This is a genomic window from Wolbachia endosymbiont (group B) of Scrobipalpa ocellatella, assembly GCF_964188425.1.
Classification (GTDB): Bacteria; Pseudomonadota; Alphaproteobacteria; order Rickettsiales; family Anaplasmataceae; genus Wolbachia.
Genome location: NZ_OZ077190.1, coordinates 399,768 through 417,063, shown reverse-complemented (window position 1 = coordinate 417,063; position 17,296 = coordinate 399,768). Strand labels below are relative to the sequence as shown.

Annotated in this window: 18 protein-coding genes and 1 tRNA gene; 15 read left to right on the top strand and 4 right to left on the bottom strand. The window is 33.6% G+C overall.

Features of this window, described 5'->3' with window-relative positions; all coding sequences use genetic code 11:
- Positions 1 to 54 precede the first annotated feature (54 nt).
- On the bottom strand, positions 55 to 1,542 hold the full coding sequence (guaB, locus tag AB3210_RS01900; RefSeq protein ID WP_012481851.1) for an IMP dehydrogenase: 1,488 nt from the start codon (positions 1,540 to 1,542) through the stop codon (positions 55 to 57).
- Positions 1,543 to 1,665: 123 nt separating this feature from the next.
- Entirely contained in the window at positions 1,666 to 2,460 is a 795-nt protein-coding gene (gene rsmA, locus AB3210_RS01895; protein WP_019236635.1) for a 16S rRNA (adenine(1518)-N(6)/adenine(1519)-N(6))-dimethyltransferase RsmA, read from the bottom strand.
- Between the two features lie 77 nt (positions 2,461 to 2,537).
- Here rsmA and AB3210_RS01890 point away from each other — a divergent pair.
- From AB3210_RS01890 to AB3210_RS01875, 4 genes are all read left to right on the top strand, one after another.
- Positions 2,538 to 2,610, top strand: a tRNA-Thr gene (locus AB3210_RS01890).
- A 24-nt stretch (positions 2,611 to 2,634) separates the two neighbouring features.
- Positions 2,635 to 3,345, top strand: coding sequence for a triosephosphate isomerase (locus AB3210_RS01885; RefSeq protein WP_052264645.1), 711 nt, complete (start codon positions 2,635 to 2,637; stop codon positions 3,343 to 3,345).
- A 150-nt stretch (positions 3,346 to 3,495) separates the two neighbouring features.
- Entirely contained in the window at positions 3,496 to 5,028 is a 1,533-nt protein-coding gene (locus tag AB3210_RS01880; protein ID WP_052264644.1) for a Mur ligase family protein, read from the top strand.
- A gap of 18 nt (positions 5,029 to 5,046) precedes the next feature.
- Entirely contained in the window at positions 5,047 to 5,637 is a 591-nt protein-coding gene (locus AB3210_RS01875; RefSeq protein WP_052264643.1) for a COQ9 family protein, read from the top strand.
- Positions 5,638 to 5,986: 349 nt separating this feature from the next.
- Here the strand turns inward: AB3210_RS01875 and AB3210_RS01870 are convergent, their stop codons facing one another.
- Positions 5,987 to 6,187 carry an ankyrin repeat domain-containing protein gene (locus AB3210_RS01870; protein WP_230609266.1) on the bottom strand — a complete coding sequence of 67 codons (201 nt, stop codon included), beginning with the start codon at positions 6,185 to 6,187 and terminating at the stop codon, positions 5,987 to 5,989.
- 204 nt (positions 6,188 to 6,391) lie between these two features.
- On the opposite strand from AB3210_RS01870, the gene AB3210_RS01865 reads away from it, so the two are divergent.
- The 3 genes from AB3210_RS01865 to AB3210_RS01855 are packed head-to-tail and all read left to right on the top strand — an operon-like array spanning position 6,392 to position 7,332.
- Positions 6,392 to 6,868, top strand: coding sequence for a transposase (locus AB3210_RS01865; protein ID WP_019236989.1), 477 nt, complete (start codon positions 6,392 to 6,394; stop codon positions 6,866 to 6,868).
- The gene (locus AB3210_RS01860) at positions 6,834 to 7,016 is read left to right on the top strand and encodes a hypothetical protein (protein ID WP_038227351.1); all 183 of its coding nucleotides are present in this window, start codon (positions 6,834 to 6,836) and stop codon (positions 7,014 to 7,016) included. Before AB3210_RS01865 ends, AB3210_RS01860 begins: the two co-directional genes overlap by 35 nt.
- The gene (locus AB3210_RS01855) at positions 6,976 to 7,332 is read left to right on the top strand and encodes a transposase (RefSeq protein WP_007301972.1); all 357 of its coding nucleotides are present in this window, start codon (positions 6,976 to 6,978) and stop codon (positions 7,330 to 7,332) included. The genes AB3210_RS01860 and AB3210_RS01855 overlap by 41 nt, the downstream gene beginning before the upstream one ends.
- 374 nt (positions 7,333 to 7,706) lie before the next feature.
- Here the strand turns inward: AB3210_RS01855 and fabD are convergent, their stop codons facing one another.
- Positions 7,707 to 8,672, bottom strand: coding sequence for an ACP S-malonyltransferase (gene fabD / locus AB3210_RS01850; RefSeq protein WP_180708354.1), 966 nt, complete (start codon positions 8,670 to 8,672; stop codon positions 7,707 to 7,709).
- A gap of 125 nt (positions 8,673 to 8,797) precedes the next feature.
- Between fabD and rpmE the strand changes: the two genes are divergently transcribed.
- From rpmE to gmk, 8 genes are all read left to right on the top strand, one after another.
- Entirely contained in the window at positions 8,798 to 9,010 is a 213-nt protein-coding gene (gene rpmE / locus AB3210_RS01845) for a 50S ribosomal protein L31 (RefSeq protein ID WP_052264949.1), read from the top strand.
- A 21-nt stretch (positions 9,011 to 9,031) separates the two neighbouring features.
- A complete protein-coding gene (locus tag AB3210_RS01840; RefSeq protein WP_096097181.1) occupies positions 9,032 to 9,817 on the top strand; it encodes an NAD kinase in 786 nt (261 codons plus the stop codon).
- Between the two features lie 91 nt (positions 9,818 to 9,908).
- Positions 9,909 to 11,093, top strand: coding sequence for a hypothetical protein (locus AB3210_RS01835; protein WP_096097182.1), 1,185 nt, complete (start codon positions 9,909 to 9,911; stop codon positions 11,091 to 11,093).
- A gap of 123 nt (positions 11,094 to 11,216) precedes the next feature.
- Complete coding sequence (locus tag AB3210_RS01830; protein ID WP_007302093.1) at positions 11,217 to 12,233, top strand: Fe(3+) ABC transporter substrate-binding protein; 1,017 nt, start codon at positions 11,217 to 11,219, stop codon at positions 12,231 to 12,233.
- An 80-nt stretch (positions 12,234 to 12,313) separates the two neighbouring features.
- Complete coding sequence (locus tag AB3210_RS01825; protein ID WP_052264950.1) at positions 12,314 to 13,201, top strand: aspartate carbamoyltransferase catalytic subunit; 888 nt, start codon at positions 12,314 to 12,316, stop codon at positions 13,199 to 13,201.
- A 645-nt stretch (positions 13,202 to 13,846) separates the two neighbouring features.
- On the top strand, positions 13,847 to 14,821 hold the full coding sequence (locus AB3210_RS01820) for an ankyrin repeat domain-containing protein (protein ID WP_052264951.1): 975 nt from the start codon (positions 13,847 to 13,849) through the stop codon (positions 14,819 to 14,821).
- Positions 14,805 to 16,571 (top strand): pentapeptide repeat-containing protein, encoded by a 1,767-nt coding sequence (locus tag AB3210_RS01815; protein WP_052264952.1) that lies wholly within the window; start codon positions 14,805 to 14,807, stop codon positions 16,569 to 16,571. The genes AB3210_RS01820 and AB3210_RS01815 overlap by 17 nt, the downstream gene beginning before the upstream one ends.
- Before the next feature lie 35 nt (positions 16,572 to 16,606).
- Positions 16,607 to 17,215, top strand: coding sequence for a guanylate kinase (gmk, locus tag AB3210_RS01810; protein ID WP_007302097.1), 609 nt, complete (start codon positions 16,607 to 16,609; stop codon positions 17,213 to 17,215).
- Positions 17,216 to 17,296 lie beyond the last annotated feature (81 nt).

Here is a 17,296-nt window from a genome sequence, read left to right as displayed (position 1 = left end):
TTAATATCAATTGTGTACCAGTGTTGAAATGACCCACTCAAAAGGGGATTGTATTTACTCTGAATCAGATGATAAATTAGATGCTTGGTAAGCGTAATTTGGAGCTTCCTGTGTAATGATTATATCATGAGCATGACTTTCTCTTAACCCTGATGAAGTAATAGTGACAAATTTGCAGTTTTTTTTCATCTCTTCTATATTACGGTTGCCAGTGTAACCCATTGCAGCTTGCAACCCACCAATTAACTGACAGATCACTCCTGAAGCTGGACCTTTAAAAGGAACTCTTGCTTCTACTCCTTGTGGGACTAAATCAAGTTTTGAATCTTGAAAATAACGGCTAGCTGACCCTCGTTTCATTGCACTAATAGATCCCATTCCTCGATATTCCTTATATGCTCTACCCTTATACATGATAATCTCACCTGGGCTTTCCTCAGTACCAGCAAAGATTGAACCTATCATCACAGTATCAGCACCAGCTGCAATAGCTTTTGCAACATCTCCCGAATATTTTATTCCACCATCAGCAATTAGTCTGACGTTTTTTGTTTTACAAACCTCTGCAATATTCTTGATCGCAGAGAATTGTGGCATACCAACGCCTGTAACTATTCTGGTAGTACAAATTGATCCTGGCCCTATTCCAACTTTCACTGCATCAACACCAGCATCAATCAACGCTTCAGCAGCCTCCTTTGTTGTAATATTTCCGCCGATTAATTGCGTATTCGGATACATCTTTTTTATTTCCTTAATAGTGCTGATAACGTTCTCGGAATGACCGTGAGCGGTATCTACAATAACCACATCAACTTCTTCTTCGACCAAAGCTTCACATCTTTCTATACCGTCTTTTTTACCAGTACCAATTGCAGCGGCAACTCTGAGTCGACCTTTACTGTCTTTACATGAATTTGGATATCTATTGTATTTTTCGATGTCTTTAACTGTGATTAGACCTATGCAACAAGAATTTTCATCAACAACCAAAAGCTTCTCTATTCTATTTGCATGCAACAATTTCATTGCTGAGGCGCTATTTACTGCCTGCTCTCGAACTGTTACTAACTTATCTTTTGTCATTACCTCGGAAACTTTTATATTCATGTTCTGGTCTTCAATAAACCTCACATCTCGATTAGTTAAAATTCCCACTAACTTGCGTTGATCAACTACAGGAATGCCGGAATAATTATACTCTCTCATTAATGAAACTGCTTCTGCAACTGTTTTATCTGGGGAAATTGTAATTGGGTTATACACGATCCAGCTTTCATATTTTTTCACCCTTCTTACTTCTAACACTTGTTCATCTATTGATAAATTCTTATGTATGCAACCTATTCCACCATGTTGGGCAATAGCTATTGCAAAGCCTGATTCAGTGACAGTGTCCATTGCAGAGGATATGAGAGGGATATTTAGTTCTATATTATTTGTTAGATAAGTTCTTGTGTCTGCATCACGAGGCAATACATCAGAATAGGCCGGTAAGAGAAGTACATCGTCAAACGAATAACAAGCTTCCATTTTTTTCATATGCTTTATTTAAAGCTTATACGCCAATTAATGAAATTGCAATAGAGCTTTTGCAAAATTAGCCTGGCTCCAGCTATTTTTAGATCAAAATAGGATAGAAGAGGTATGTAGCTCCTAATATATTTATCGCATAATTATATTATTTGCTAGCAAACAGAACTGCTCAATAGTTAAGCTTTCTGGACGTTCGTCTCCACTCAGTTTAGCATTCTCAAGAGTAGTTGAGACATCACTAGTTATACTTTGCAAGCTATTTCTCAGCATCTTTCTTCTTTGAGCGAACACAGCACGTGTTAGCTTTGTTAAGGTTTCTAAATTTACTGCAAATCTTGGAGTGGGTAAAGGTTTTACTGTAATTACTGAAGAATATACTTTTGGTCTTGGAAAAAATTCCTTAGGTTCAATATCAAATTCCTTTTTTATGTCGCATAGTAACTGGCTTAGCACTGATAGGGAACCATAATCTTTAGAATTAGGTTCTGCTGTAATACGCTCTGCTACCTCCTTTTGGAACATTAACGTCAAATTCGTAAAAAATTTTATATTATTTAACCACTTTAAAAATAACGCTACTGAGATATTGTAAGGCAAGTTAGCAATGACTTTGACTGGACATTCTACCAGCTCTTTTTCTACAACATTAAGTGCATCTGCTTCTATAATTCTATATTTTCCCTGATGCTCATTTAGCAATTGTTCGTGATGTTTCACTAAACTACTATCTTTTTCTATAGAAAGTAGAAACTTTGGATTATATGCCAATATTTCTCTTGTTAACGCACCATACCCAGGACCAATTTCAATAACATTAAAATCTTTCAGGCTACCAGCTAAGGCAACTATTCTTTTTATTATCTCATTCGATAAAATAAAATTTTGCCCTAGACTCTTTTTTGGCTTCAGTAAAAATTTTTTCATATGATCTTAGTATGCAGTATTTTAAAAATTAGTTGACGAAAATTCATCAATAATTGTATATTGTCAGTGTATTTAATGCCGGCTTAGCTCAATTGGTAGAGCAACTGACTTGTAATCAGTAGGTTGTCAGTTCAAGTCCGACAGCCGGCACTCTCATTCATATAAGAAAAATTGATGTCTTTTTTAATAGTAGCAAATTGGAAAATGAATGGAACACGTTCTTCATTTGTTAACTTTATAGGCAAACTTAACAACAAGAGCAACGAAATTACCTCTAAATTAGTAATTTGCCCTCCTTTTACATCATTTCCAAGCAATATAGAGTTGAACAACAATATTAAAATAGGAGGACAGAATTGCCATCATAAAGAGTTCGGTTCTTACACAGGTGAAATTAGTGCAGGAATGTTGAAGGAACTAGGATGTAGTTACGTAATACTTGGACATTCTGAAAGGGCTCATGAAAAAGATAGTGAAATAAAACTTAAATCGAAAACAGCAATAGAATCAGGATTACACCCAATCATCTGTGTAGGTGAAAACTCAGAAGATTATAAAAATAAAAAAACAAAAGAAGTAATAGAATATCAATGCAAAAACCGTTTGCCAACACAAGGTGAATATACCATAGCATACGAACCGATATGGGCAATAGGAACAGGAAATGTGCCAAATAATGACGCAATTGCTGAGGTGATAGAGATAATAAAATTGTGTACTGGTAAAAAACACATTATATATGGTGGCTCAGTCAGCTCAGAAAATATAGGAAACTTGCTCAGTATTCCAAATCTATTGGGAGTTTTAATTGGTAGTGCAAGCTTAGATTTTGATCACTTTTATCAAATTATACAACAAGTCGAGAAAAAACTTTCTCTTAATTAATTCTAAAGGATAAATACTCTTATTGTCATGGCAAGGGAGCTGGCAAAATGTGTCAAGGAGTTTTCTATTGGCTAAGGTTATGACAATAAAGTTAAGCACTGCCAAAAACTATGGAAGAAGTCATTATAATTTGTATTATATCTTTATAAAATGGTTCGCATAAGTTATCTAGAAGTGCAACTAAACAAATACAAAAATCAAAGTGTTGCGGTTTTCGGCCTTGGTAAAACTGGTTTGTCCGTTATTAATGCTCTAACAAAAAGCAGTGCAAAAATATATGCATGGGATGATAATAAAGAGCAAATAGCAAATGCAAAAAAGATATATAAAGAGTGTAACTTTACTCATCCCAATGAGTATAATTGGCATGAGATAAGCACACTAATTTTGAGCCCTGGAGTGCCAATACCAACGCATTGGGTAGTAAAACTTGCAAGAAGCTTTGACTGCAAAATAAAATCAGACATTGAGCTATTTCTTGAAACTAAAACTACAAATCAGAAGGTTATAGGCATTACAGGAACAAATGGCAAATCAACCACCACGTCACTAATAGGGCACATATTAAAATCCACAGGGAAAAAAGTAGCTATTGGCGGGAATTTAGGTGTGCCTATTTTGGATTTAGAAAGAGATGCAGAAATTTATGTAATTGAATTCTCCTCTTTTCAATTGGAGCTAATAAATAAAATTAATGTAGACATTTCTGTATTGCTAAACATCACACCAGACCACATAGATAGACATGGAAGTATGAATAACTACATAGCAACTAAATTAAAACTGATAAACAGTAGCAAGATTGCCGTGATAGGATGTGATAACAAAATTACCGCTGATGTATTCAATAAATTCACTGGGAACAAAATTCCAATTTCAGTAACATATTCCCTGGTGTCATTCCAGCGCGTGACCAGAAAAGAAAAACCATTGCCAACTACCCAGATGACAGAGGGTAGTGCAAGAGATCTAATATCATTGGCAGATAACAATTTGCTTGATTATAGTGAACAGATTACTGGTATAGATCGAAATTATCTGGATCCCAGTGTCAGCTACTTGGATGACAAAAGGAGTGCTGAGATTCAGGAGATCTCGCTAAAACTAGAGAATCACAACTTATCAATGAGTGATATGAAAGTAAACCTAGTATCCAATGTAGAAAATATAGTAGCTGCACACGCTGTGTGCAAGTTACTTGGAGTAGATAGCAGCACTATTGTCAATGAAATCAAATCCTTTCCAGGGCTAAGACACAGAAATGAATTTCTTGGCAAAATACATAATGTACTTTTTATCAACGATAGCAAAGCAACCAATGCAGAATCGACCGAAAAGGCAATTTTATCTTATAAAAACATATACTGGATTGTTGGCGGAAAAAGCAAAAAAGGCGGAATAGAATCATTAAGCAAGCATTTCACCAAGATTAGAAAAGCTTTTCTTATTGGAGAATCAACTGAAGTTTTTGCAAACATTATGGAGAACAAAATAGATTATATGAAGTGCTATAATCTAGAAAACGCATTTAAACTGGCTTTTGAAGAGGCCATAAATAGCAAAGAAGAAGTAGCGATATTACTTTCTCCTGCATGTTCTTCTTTTGATCAGTGGAAAAATTTTGAAGAGCGCGGTGAAGCATTTTGCAGAATGTTTGAAAATCTCAGGTACAATTATATGTGATGTTTAGTATAATATTGTATGGAACAAAAGTTAATAGTAGATGAGCTGATTAAGGTTGTTCCATTTGAAGGAATAAGTGATGCAACCTTATTGAAAGTGTGCACGAACCTTAACCTAGCCAATAGTTTTTGTAAATTTCAAAATGGAATATATAGTGCTTTGGAGTACATAGCAGAGGACTTAAATAGCTCAATGGAAACTGAACTTTGGAATTCCAATTTAGAAGATATGAAGGTAAGAGAGCGGATAAAGTTAGCTGTCCAAATACGCCTTTCAAACTATGCTAAGTTACAAAATTACAGAGAGTTTTTAAAAAATGTTTTATCATTCTCTATATTACCCCAAAATACATATTTTTCTAGTAAACTCTTGTACAGAACTGTTAGCGCGATTTGGTATGGCATTCATGATCAATCAACAGATTTTAACTACTATACAAAAAGAGCAATATTAGCTGGAGTGTACTTAAGTACGATACTTTTTTTTATCAATGATTATTCAGAAGATTTTGCAGATACCCTGTCGTTTCTTGACAAACGTATCAACAATGTCATGACATTTCAAAAGTTTAAAACCCGTTTGAATAGAATGGTAAGAAACTTCTTATAGCCTCTTTACTTATACGAGTTACTCGTATTTATACCTAAAGCTGCCTTGATTTTTATGTTAAGATAATTGACATCCACTAACAGTGAGCTTAACAAAGAACTTGATTGAAAGCAATACATTAGAAAGTAGTTTTGCTGGAAACTTGAAGTAGACAGAATTGATACACATAAAGCTGATCCATGTACAAAAGTATCTGTTCAGATACACGACTAATGCTGTGTGATCCATAGAGGTTATTACAATAAGAATGTAAGATCAAATAGAAATTTGGATTTGCAGTAGTTTATAGACCTTATTACAATTGCAAAGGATAAATTCTAGGGTTAAACTACGTCTGAGTTGGATAAAACTATACAAAATGACTACTTTTAGCAGCAAACATTAGAGCAGTTTTTCCAAGAGAAGTTTTTTCATAGTCAAAATGAGGTAGACTAAGAGTACTAACTACATAATTAACACCTGCGTTTGCTATTTCTACTAAGTATTTTACTACATCCAAGTGACCTGCTTGAGCAGCATCAAGTAAAAAGAGTGGAGCAACTATCTCCATGAGGCTTCTTTTGCCTTTTTTTGCTTGCTTAATATTTATAGCTAAAGCTTCAGGGTGTCATTTCAGTGCGTGACGCAGAGATGTAGGGAGATTGAAGATCAGTGCTTGACACTGGAATGGCTTTGTTGCACCACTCAAGGAAAGAACAGGCAGTTACTGATGGAATTTGTTATAAAATAGATATTTAGCCGACAAAGGAAAAATATGCCAATAAGAATGAAAGTCAGTAACTGCAATGAATATAACAAATTTCTTCAAGAAAGGGGAAATGTTTTTCATTATATCAACGATGCCATTGAAAATTGGTACGAAAATAGTCCAAAAGTAGCAGGTGGCAACAATGTCTACAGCGACAAAGTAGTGATTCTAATTCACATAATAACCTATCTATTCAGGATTGGTCTTAGGCAAACAGTGGGATTTATAGAGAAATATCTTGAGCAAATAGGGAAAATTTTGCAAATTATCAGCTATTCGCAGGCTTCAAGAAGGTTTAAAAAGCTTAATATCAAAATCAACGACTGCAGAGTTGATAAGAACGATATGGAAGATATTGAAATTGCTATAGATAGTACAGGTATCAGCATCTACAATAATATTCCAGGCCATAGTAAGGCAAATGGTACAGATAGAAAGTATCGCCGCTATGAGCAAACAAGATGTAATGCTAGAGATAGGTAGTAAAAAAGTTATAGCTGCAAAATACAGTAGTGGAGTTTATTCCGACCACTATGGAGCCTGTGATCTTATTGAAAGAGTGGATACCAAGTATAACATAAGCACGATATATGCAGATAGATCGAAAGAAGTTATACAAACTGTGCGATGAGCTTGACATAAAGACAAGGATTCCTCCGCAAAATAATGCAGTAGAGCATCCAAAGTTGGATTATATGAATGAGAGAAATTCTACAATCAAGCTCATAAAGTCATATGATGAAGATGGTATGAAGAGGTGGAAAAAAGAGATAAATTATTGGAAGAGATCTTATATAGAAAGTTTTTTCTCGCGACTGAAGCAAATATTTGGATTTAGTTTTAGGAATAAATCTGAGATTAATCGTGAGAAGGAACTGCTACTCAAGTGTTATTTGCTTAACAAATTTACTGAAATAGGCATGGCTAAGTTTGATATAGCTTCATGAATTTATTATACATTACCCACTATCCGAAGAGCTGTGCAACAAAGCCATTCCAGCGTCACGAGAAAGTAGCAGATTTATGACGGCAGTGCCCAGAGGTGTCATTCAGTAGCACCTTGTCGTTCCAGTAGCTCTTTCGGTATTATTCAAGTAGCCTATTCGGTGTCATCCCAGTTCTTGACACTGGGATCCAGTTAAATTTACGAGTATAAAAGTAGCTGCTTTATGTTAAATACAACGTTTTGATGATTATGAAAAACCAGTGTCAAGCACTGGAATGACATCTTCCTACAGATAATGTTCGTACAGTTGTAACTGGAATAACACCATCATAAAGGAGCCAGTGTCAGCTACTTGAATGACACCAATCAGATATGCTAACTTAACCCAATTTTTAAATTTTTTGCTGTCAACATTAATGATTCATCAAAGAAGCTATTAATATCACCAATACTATCTATATTTTTCACACTGATAGATTGGTCAATTCTTTTAACTAGATTAGATAAAACTTTGTTAGGGCCAACTTCAACAAACTTATTAGTGCCATGGCTTATCATATATAAAACCATCTCTCTCCATCTTACTCTACTTACAACTTGCTTAGCGAGCAAAGCTCTTATGATCTCTGGATCACTTTCTTCCTTAGCTGTAACGTTTGATACAAAAGGAATCGAAGGGCGAGTTATGTTGATGCTTTTTAAAAATTCCAGAAGTTTTTCATCAGCAGGTTTCATAAAAGATGAGTGAAAAGGCCCACTAACTTGTAATTTTATCATTTTCTTGACACTTGAGTTTTTGAATAAATCAGGTAAGACCTCAAGAGCCTCTGCAGTACCACTCACCACTACCTGCCCACCACCATTATCGTTTGCAATTTCACAATCAATTTGAGCTGATTTTAATATACCTTCTACTTCACTTATTTCTGCTCCAAGTAGAGCAAACATTCCACCTTTGCATTTTAGTGAAGCTTCATGCATTGCTTCGCTACGAACTTTTAGCAATTTGACTGCAGACTCAAGCGTCAATGCCCCTGCAGCACACAGCGCTGTATACTCGCCAACTGAATGCCCACAAACATACTGAACGCTGTAAAGAGATTCACCAAATACGTGCTTCATAACACGTAGCGTTGCAATTGACACTGCCATTATAGCTGGCTGAGCGTTTTCCGTGATGGTTAATTTCTCAATAGGGCCATTGAAAATCAAATGAGACAGCTTTCTACCCAATATGTCATCTACTTCATCAAATACGTTCCTTGCAACTGAAAATTCATCATATAAACTCTTTCCCATTCCTACAAATTGGGAGCCCTGACCAGGAAAAGCAAAAATCATAAAAAGTTTTTCATTCTTCATTGATAATACTACTTTATTTATTTTTTGTCAATATTTCACAATAATGATTGACCAAATGAACCAGATTCACTAAAATCTTAGCTGGTAAGAAATTTGTAAGAACAATGGCAGAAATCGATTATCACAAAGTTACTATAGTTATGACAGATGGTCAAGAGTTTGAAACTTATTCCACTTATGGAAAAGAAGGTCAAAGAATAAAGCTTGATAGAGATCCTCTTACTCATCCTGCATGGACTGGAAGTTTGACAAGCGGTTCAGGGGAGAAGGATAGTAAAATAGCTAAGTTTAATGATAAATACGGGAGTTTTTTTTAGTTCCTCCCCTCTTTATTTAACATGTATAAATATAAAAATGTAGGCTATATTGCTTCTTCGCTACCCAAGTCTCAGGAAGTATCTAAACTAATACAGAAACTCAATTTTATCAATATAGCAGAAGCAGGTAAGCATGAAGTTGATCTGCTGATAGTTGTTGGTGGCGATGGTTTTATGCTACGCACCCTACACAACTACGTCATAGGAAATAAAGATATACATGTGTATGGAATAAATACCGGTAACGTCGGATTTTTGATGAATAAATGCTTTGAAGATCTAATTGATCATATAGAACATGCAGTTCCTACTCAGCTAACTTTACTAAAAATGGAAGCCACAGACATAAGTGGCAAAAAACACCGTTACATCGCAGTAAATGAAGTGTATGTCTTTAGAAATGCAAATCAAATAGTAGAGATGAATATTACCATTAATGATAAGCTAAAAGTAGAAAAATTCAGAGGAGATGGAATTATATTGTCTACCCCAACAGGTAGCACTGCATATAACTTCTCTGCCGGTGGGCCAATCTTACCACTTAATTCAAATTTACTTGCACTGACTTCCATCAATAGCTACTACCCAAGGCGTTGGAATGGAGCGTTAATCTCAAATGATACAATAGTGCAAATTGATATCAACGACGTGGAAAATCGTCCAGCACTTGTAGTATCAGATTACAAGGAATTTCCTGATATATCGCAGATAAAAATGCAGAAAGATCACGAAAACACAGTCACTCTGCTTTTTGATAAAGATTGCTCATTAGACGAGAGGATTTTTGATAAGCAATTTTTATACTAAATTCTTCATATTTATCTTTAAATTAGTATTTACCATATCTTAATAATTATAACGTAATCAACATAACATTGTAATTAATTTTGGAGCGAATATGCCTGGATCAGCAAACGTAGGAAACGTCAGAATAACTGAAAAAGATGGAATAGAAAAAACAAGTCTACCAAAACCAGCACGCAGAAGCACAGTGCCAAAAACAAATGGTGAAAATGAAACTTTACAACATACAAGTTCGGCTAGCGAATCAAGTTCTGATGAAGAAAGGCAAAAAGAATCGAATGTGAACAGTTCAGAACCTATTTATGCATCCATAGAGCAAAATACAGAATCTCCAAAAAAGAGTTCAGATAGTGTATCAGTTAGCAGATCACCTTCTCCTCCACCATCATATCACACAAATGGCTCCGAAGAATCTTTCCTTGGAGATAATAAAAAGACAAACAGATTTTTACAGAAAGTAAAATATACGATGCAAAAGAAGAAAGTTACAATGCCTTTTGTAGGCCTTGTTACGGCGTGTTGTATTACAGCAATCGTTTTAGCTGTGAAGCAAAGAGAATTCATTGGATTCATCGGCAGCATAAATCCTGTTACTATATTTGTCGGAGTATTAGCGTCTTGTTTAGCCTTGGGAATTATGTGGGAATTTATGCAAGCAGTACGTACTAAGGAGCACAAGATCACAAAAAGAGATACTCAAGAAGTTTTAGATGAGATATCAAATACACTTTCAAAAGACGAGGAATGCATCAAATCTTTGGTATTAAAATATAGCAACGGTAATCGTGTTTACTTTACGTTTCACTCTCTTCCAGAAAAAGCAAAAAGTAATCCGAACATCGTAGAACTTACAGGCCAGCCAATCTATTACAAGAGTAAAGTAAATTCATTAATCAATGATAGAATATGGCTTCCTATCTTAGGAACAGTTCTTATTACTGGAAACATAACCTTCCCTTTAGCACTTTATTCAACAGGTGGTTTGAGCAACATAGTAAGTTCATACACAAATCCTACTATTTACTGGCCAATCGTTGCAATTTCAGGCACTCTACTGCTTTTCACTTTAGCTTGCACAATTCATCATTGGAGCAAAACTGATTTTAAAGATTACTTGTTATTAGATACAAAAGATGCTAATAGTGAAAATCCTAATGAAACAGCTAATAAAACAGCTATTAAAACTGTAAAAAGCAGTCAAGAAAAGATTAGTTCAAAATTGTTACAAGTAGTTGCTGAACGATGTGGCCATCCAGATATTACTTATATTATTAATTAAATCTGGCTCGTACTTCTTTTTATCGCTATTCCAGTACTGTAACTGCAACGTTTTGAAGATTTACACTTGCTAAGACCTTGCTATTTTGATAGCTTGAGATGATGACAAGGAAGGGGTTTGTTTATGAAAAAAGGTTTAATATTTATATCTTTAGTAGCGGCTTTATTGATAGTCGTTAATTTTTTATATAAAAATAGCGGAATTGATGATTCACAAGTAGTAAACGTTTATTCATCACGTAAAGAAGAATTAGTACATAGTTTGTTTGATGATTTTACAAAAACCACTGGCATTAAGGTACGTTATATCATTGACGATTATTCCCAATTGCTTTCACGCATGGAAAATGGTGGTGAAGCTGATTTGTTTTTAACTGCAGATGCAGTGAATTTGATTTTAGCCAAAAAAAGAGGGCTCTTATCTCAAGTGGATTCAGAGACTCTAAAAAATGCCATACCTGCAAAATTTAGAGATAATGAAGATTATTGGTTTGGTCTCACAAAAAGAGCTAGAATATTGGTTTACAATAAAGAATCAGTAGATCCTAAGGAATTAAGTACCTATGAAGATTTAGCGAATGAAAAATGGAAAGGGAAAATATTAGTACGCTCTTCCACAAGTCCATATAACCGATCATTGATCGCTTTTATGATTGCAAAAAATGGTTTTGAAAAAACAAAAGAATGGGTGAGTGGAATTGTAAGCAACATGGCAAGAAAACCAAGCGGTGGTGACACAGATCAAATTTATGCTGTAGCCGCTGGTGAAGGCAATGTTGCAATAGTAAATAGCTACTACTTTGCAAGAATCCTTTCATCAGAAAATAAAAAGAATATCACAGAAAAGTTAGGAGCTTTCTTTCCGAGTGATGGTGTAATGGTGAATATTAGTGGTGCAGCAGTAACAAAAAACGCAAAACACAGAGAAAATGCCATAGCTTTATTGGAGTTTTTTGTAAGCAAACAGGCTCAAGAGCTATATGCTAAAAAAAATCAAGAATATCCTATTGTTGAAGGTATTGAAACTTCTGATGTGTTAAAATCTTGGGGAAATTACCTACAAAGTACTCTGCCTATAAGTGAGCTTGAGAAGCATCTCTTTGAGGCTGTTATGATAGCAGATGAATGTAAGTGGAAATAAAATTTTATAGCTTCCTTCTACTTTACTTTACAGTTGTGTAATTGAAATTAAGAAAGTAGAATAAGCTCAAAAAAGGAGCTATGGACAAGAGAAGGAATTTATTAAATATCTCAGACCTCACAATCGGTGATGTAGAAAATATAACTAAATTAGCCAACCAATACCTTGAAGAAAAAGTTGAAAATAGTCATGTTCTGAAAAATAAAATAGTCATAAACCTATTCTTTGAAGATTCAACACGTACGCTCGCATCTTTTGAAATAGCAGCAAAGAGCCTTGGAGCAAATGTTATAACTTTACCAATAAAATCTTCTTCTATTAACAAAGGGGAAGATCTAAAAGATATGATAAAAACACTAAATGCAATGAATCCTGACTATATGATAATCAGGCATAAAAGTAGTGGTATTATTAATACATTGGCAAAGCATGTCAATTGCTCGCTAATCAACGCAGGCGATGGAAGCAGTGAACACCCAACTCAAGCTCTTGCAGATTATCTCGTAATTATCAGTCATAAAAAGCAAATAAAAAACCTCAAAATTGTGATATGTGGAGATATTTTGCACAGTAGAGTTGCAAGATCAAATATAAGATTGCTAAAAATGTTTGGAGCAAAAATAAGCTTAGTTGCACCACCAGCTTTGATGTGTAAACATTTTTCTGAAGTAGATTCACTTCATTATTCATTAACTGAAGGTATAAAGGATGCTGATGTAATTATGCTCTTGAGGTTGCAGAAAGAGCGCATGAATAATAATTCTTCAGAAAAAGAATATTTTCATTTGTATGGACTTGATGCACAAAAACTATCGCATGCAAAACCCGATGCAATTGTTATGCACCCAGGACCAATAAATAGAGGCATTGAGATTAGCAATGATATAGAAGATTGTGTTATTTTACAGCAAGTAAAGTTTGGATTAGCAACGCGTAAGGCAGTACTGCACTATTTAATAAATGTTTAACTTTAATTAATTTTAAGGAATTTTAGACATAATGATCCTCCTATAAAAAACGATTTAGAAAAATATAACACACCTCATGACAGAAATTAAGTATGCACTGAAGTAGACTGTGCTATATTTTTTTATTGAGAGATTAGTTGAAAAGTCTGCAGACTTGAATAAGGTGAATTTCGAGCTCTAAAATACCCTCATCTTCACTAATAATAATCAAACTACAAAATGTGTCAAGTAATTTTTGCACTTAATTTAGCAAATATTTATTTGCAAAAAATACTATAAACGCAAAGTGATAGATGTCATGAAAGTAGCCTGACACTGGCATCGAGTTAAATTTGCAAGTATAAAAGTTATGCTAAAATATAACGTTTCTAATGATGATGGAAAATGGATCCCAGTGTCAGCTACTTAGATGACATTGTTTAGTACGCAAATTACCACAATGTTCATACAGCTGTATACTGATTTCTTTAATGTCCGTACAGTTGTATGTCAGCTACTCAAATGACAATTTCAAATAAAACCTAGATAAAAGAGAAAAATAAATTTTTACATAATCATACTTGTACAATAACTAAAGCACTTTTTACTGTAGATTAATCATTTGATTATAGTATCATTTTAATTAAGCCTATATTTGCAATGTTTATGAAATATAAAGCATTCTTCATACTATTAATTGTTATATCTAACCTGCTTGCTGCAGAACAGCCTGAAGAAAATAAAAATGAAAGCAGTATAAATCAAGAAGACGTATCGAAAAGCAACACTGATGCTGAAAAAACTTCTCCGCTTCTGAGCGAACTCAAAGAAATCACAGACCCAACAAATGTAATCAATGAAGAAGTACCTTCAAGTAATCAAACAAACCTACAGTCTGAAGAGGAGACTAATATAAAAGATACCAAAGCTCTAACAAGCCCTTTATCAGAAGAAAAAAAAGAAGAACCTGAAGAGAAGAAAATCAGTCACAATAATCAAACAAACCTACAGCCTGAAGAGGAGATTAGCAAAAAAGACACCGAACTTTCAACAAGCCAATTAACAGAGAAAAAGAAAGAAGAACAGCCTGACAATATAACACCTGTGAACAAAAAAAATGAAAAAAGCGAAAAATGGACAAAGCTAAACAAAGAAATAAAAAAACATAAAAGCAAGTCTATATATAAAAGACAATATGATAGCCTAAATGAGCACCTTCCTAAAACTATATTTACTGATGATTACAGTAAGCAATTTTTTTACTGCATCAAGAAGGGCAACTTAATTTGTCTAAGAGGAGTAATAAATAAGCTAGAAAAAATTGGATTAACAATTCAAGAAATACTAAGATTTAGAAATAAATTGGGTGATACTCCTCTAATTTATGCAGTGAAACAAGGTCAAATAGACACAGTTCGCTTTCTCTTATTACAAGGTGCTGATCCTAGAGTAGTTGATAATAATTTTAAGTCCCCTATTGAAATAGCAATCGAAAGGAATCAGATCAACATAATAAACGCAATTGCCGAAATGATGCCATACCTTTTAGAGGATAAAGAAATAAACAATCAAGAAAACTCAGAGATGTATAACTTTGCTATAAAAACAAAAGAAAACACGTGTGATGCAAAAGATAATTAGACTTTTGATATTAATTTTAGTTGGTCATTTATGCTATGGAGATGATGCAATCAATGATTTTTTAAGCGCTCTGCATGATGTAAAATACGTATCTTACAATACAAAAGATTTTGCTAAATTTTTAGTACAGTGTAATAAAGCCAGCATACCACAAGATTTTAAGAAAGGTTTTGGTCCTAATTTAAATGGTGCTAATTTTAGTCAATTGTATTTAAGCAAATCTATTTTTGATGGAGTAAGTTTAATTGGTGCCGATTTTTCTAACACCGATTTATCAGATGTGTCTTTTATCGATGTTGATTTACGTGGTGCCAATTTTTCCAATGCTAATTTACATGGCGTTAAAATAAAAGGCACAAATTTAAGTTTTTCAAAATTTGCTTCTACAAATTTAACAGATATCATATTTGATCAGTCTAATATCAGTTATGCTGATTTTATCAATTCTAATCTCAACAAAGTAAGTATGCGTAATATAATTGGTTTGCATACCAAGTTTTTGAATGTAAAAATGAATTTCTCCAATTTATCAAACTCAAGTGCCAGCTACATCAATTTTAGTGATAGTGAAATAAACGACACTGTTATGCAGAAAAATAATTTCGACAACGCAAGTTTCTTTGGAGTGGATGCACATAAGCTCAAGGTACAATTTTCTTCATTAAAAAATGCTAACATATATGGTGCAGAAATAAAAAAATCGGATTTTACAGGTAGCAATCTTTCAAACGCCTATTTTAATTCTTCCATTATAGTCAACAGTAATTTCGAAAAAGCCAATTTAAGCAATTCACAAATTTCCTATGTGAAAGGGGATAATTCAAACTTCATTAAATCTATACTAAATGGTTCTAAGATAAAACATGCATATGTTTTCGAAGCAGACCTTCAGGATGCTGATTTATCTAATATTGATTTTAGTTTTAGTGAATTGTATAAAGTTAATACCTATAACGCTAACATTTGTCATGGAAAGTTTCATAATACTAAAGTTGTGAATTCTGACATGAGTGGTTCGTTCTTTGATCATTCATTGTTTACCTCTGCAAAAATAGAAGATTCAGATCTTTCTAGAACTTCAATTTATAAGACAAAAATTAAAGACTCTCAAATTTATAATAGTACTCTTTCCCACCATAATATGGATTCGAGTGAGATAGAAAATTCAATATTCTTCAAATTATTAGCTGATAATTCGAGCTGGTCTAAGTCAAAAGTCACTAATTCAAACTTTATTGAAAGTGATTTCAAATCCTCCGTGTTTTATGATAATGCCTTTAGAAAGACTAGTTTTTTTCTTAGCAATTTGAATAATTCAACAGTGAGTGATGTCTCTTTCCTCTCTTCAAGCATATATAAAAGTTCAATTGCTGATATTCATTTAACAGATTGCAAATTTGATAATTCAATTATGATTGACAATCAGGGACAGAGCAAAATTACAGGTCTAGAGAGTGCTATAACTTCAATTAAAGATCTGCAAGAGAAAATATCGCAGGGTGAAAAATTTGATGTAAATTATTCTTACTTTGAGTTTAAAGATATGAATTTAGAAAATGCTATTTTTTCTAATTCAATATTAAGCAGAGCAAAGTTTGTAAACGTTAATTTGAATAAGGCAAATCTTGAAAAAGCCGATTTACGTTATACTTTCTTTGATAATTCCTCTCTTATTGATGCCAATTTATCAAATTCTAATTTAGAGGGCTCTAGTCTTTTAAACTTTGATTTAAAAAATACAAAGTCTTAAAAAAGCTCTATAATGTACTTGTTAAATAAAGAAAAATGACCGTAAAAAATGAGGGCATACTACTGATTCTATCCTCTCCTTCTGGAGCTGGAAAAACTACTATATCAGAAAAATTACTTGAGCAATCAACTGATTTAGTTATGTCTGTTTCTATGACTACACGCAAACCTCGTCCCGGTGAAGTAAACGGAAAAGACTATTTTTTCGTTACTGAAGAAAAGTTTCACGAACTATGTAAGGCTGGTCAAATGCTTGAATATGCCAAAGTTTTTGAGAATTTTTACGGTATACCAAAAGATTTTATAGAACAAAACCTGAGCAGTGGAATAAGTGTTTTACTGAATATAGATTGGCAAGGAGCATTTCATTTGTTTGAAATCTTAAGAGAAAAAGTTGTAAGTGTTTTTATACTACCTCCCTCAATGGAAGAGCTTAGACTGCGTCTACAAAGGCGTAATAGTGATGATGAAATTGAAATAGAGCGTAGATTAGCCGAAGCGCAAAAAGAGATAAGTAAAAGTAATAAATATGATTACGTAATAATTAATGATAATCTTGATAAAAGCGTAGAAGAGATAAAATCAATACTAAGTAAAGGAATGCTTAAAAAATTAGAAGAAAAATCAAGTTTGAAAGATCTATAAAAATATTTGTTTATCTCTTTTAGCAGCATTCACGTTTCACAGTTTAGCCACATTTATTATTTTTTAAGATAAAATAGTTAA